The sequence below is a fragment of the Nocardioides sp. P4_G4 genome, assembly GCF_056401085.1.
In genome coordinates this window covers 1-715 of record NZ_JBFUKA010000190.1, presented here as the reverse complement: position 1 = coordinate 715, position 715 = coordinate 1, and the positions used below count along the sequence as shown (strand labels likewise).

The following is a 715-nucleotide window of genomic DNA, read 5'->3' as shown; positions in this document are numbered from 1 at the left end:
GTCTTCGCCCCGTCCGTCGAGGAGGTCTACCCGCAYGGCGTGCGCAGCGACGGGGCGGTCACGGTCGACCCGGGCCACCTCGGCGAGATCCTCGACGGCGAGAGCCGGCCCGGGCACTTCACCGGCGTGCTGACGGTGGTGGCCAAGCTCTTCGGCCTCGTGCAGCCCGACGTCGCCGTCTTCGGCCAGAAGGACTACCAGCAGCTCGCCCTGATCACCCGGATGGCCGCCGACCTGTGCCTGCCGGTCGAGGTCGTGGGCGCCGAGACCGTCCGGGAGTCCGACGGCCTCGCCCTCTCCAGCCGCAACCGCTACCTCGACGTCGACCAGCGGAAGGCAGCCGTGGCGCTGAGCCGCGCGCTGCGGGCGGGGCAGGAGCGGGCGTCGTACGGCGTCCCGGCGGCGCGCTGGGCCGCGATGAGTGTCCTCAAGGCGGAGCCGGCGGTCGAGATCGACTACCTCGCGCTCACCTCGACCGACCTCGGCGAGGCTCCCGAGACGGGGGAGGGTCGGATCCTGGTGGCCGCCCACGTCGGCACCACCCGGCTCATCGACAACGCACCGATCGTCTTCGACGTCGTCCCACCGGCGGACGAGCAGGCGGGCACCCCGGTCGGGGGCTCGACCACCCACGAAAGGAGCAGCTGATGCTGCGCACGATGATGAAGTCCAAGATCCACCGGGCGACCGTGACCCAGGCCGACCTCCACTACGT

Annotated in this window: 1 protein-coding gene; it reads left to right on the top strand. The window is 72.1% G+C overall.

Translation table 11 applies throughout. The features are described from left to right. On the top strand, positions 1-648 hold a 648-nt coding region (locus AC1DQF_RS21665), incomplete at its 5' end, for a 4-phosphopantoate--beta-alanine ligase (RefSeq protein WP_477527285.1). Positions 649-715 lie beyond the last annotated feature (67 nt).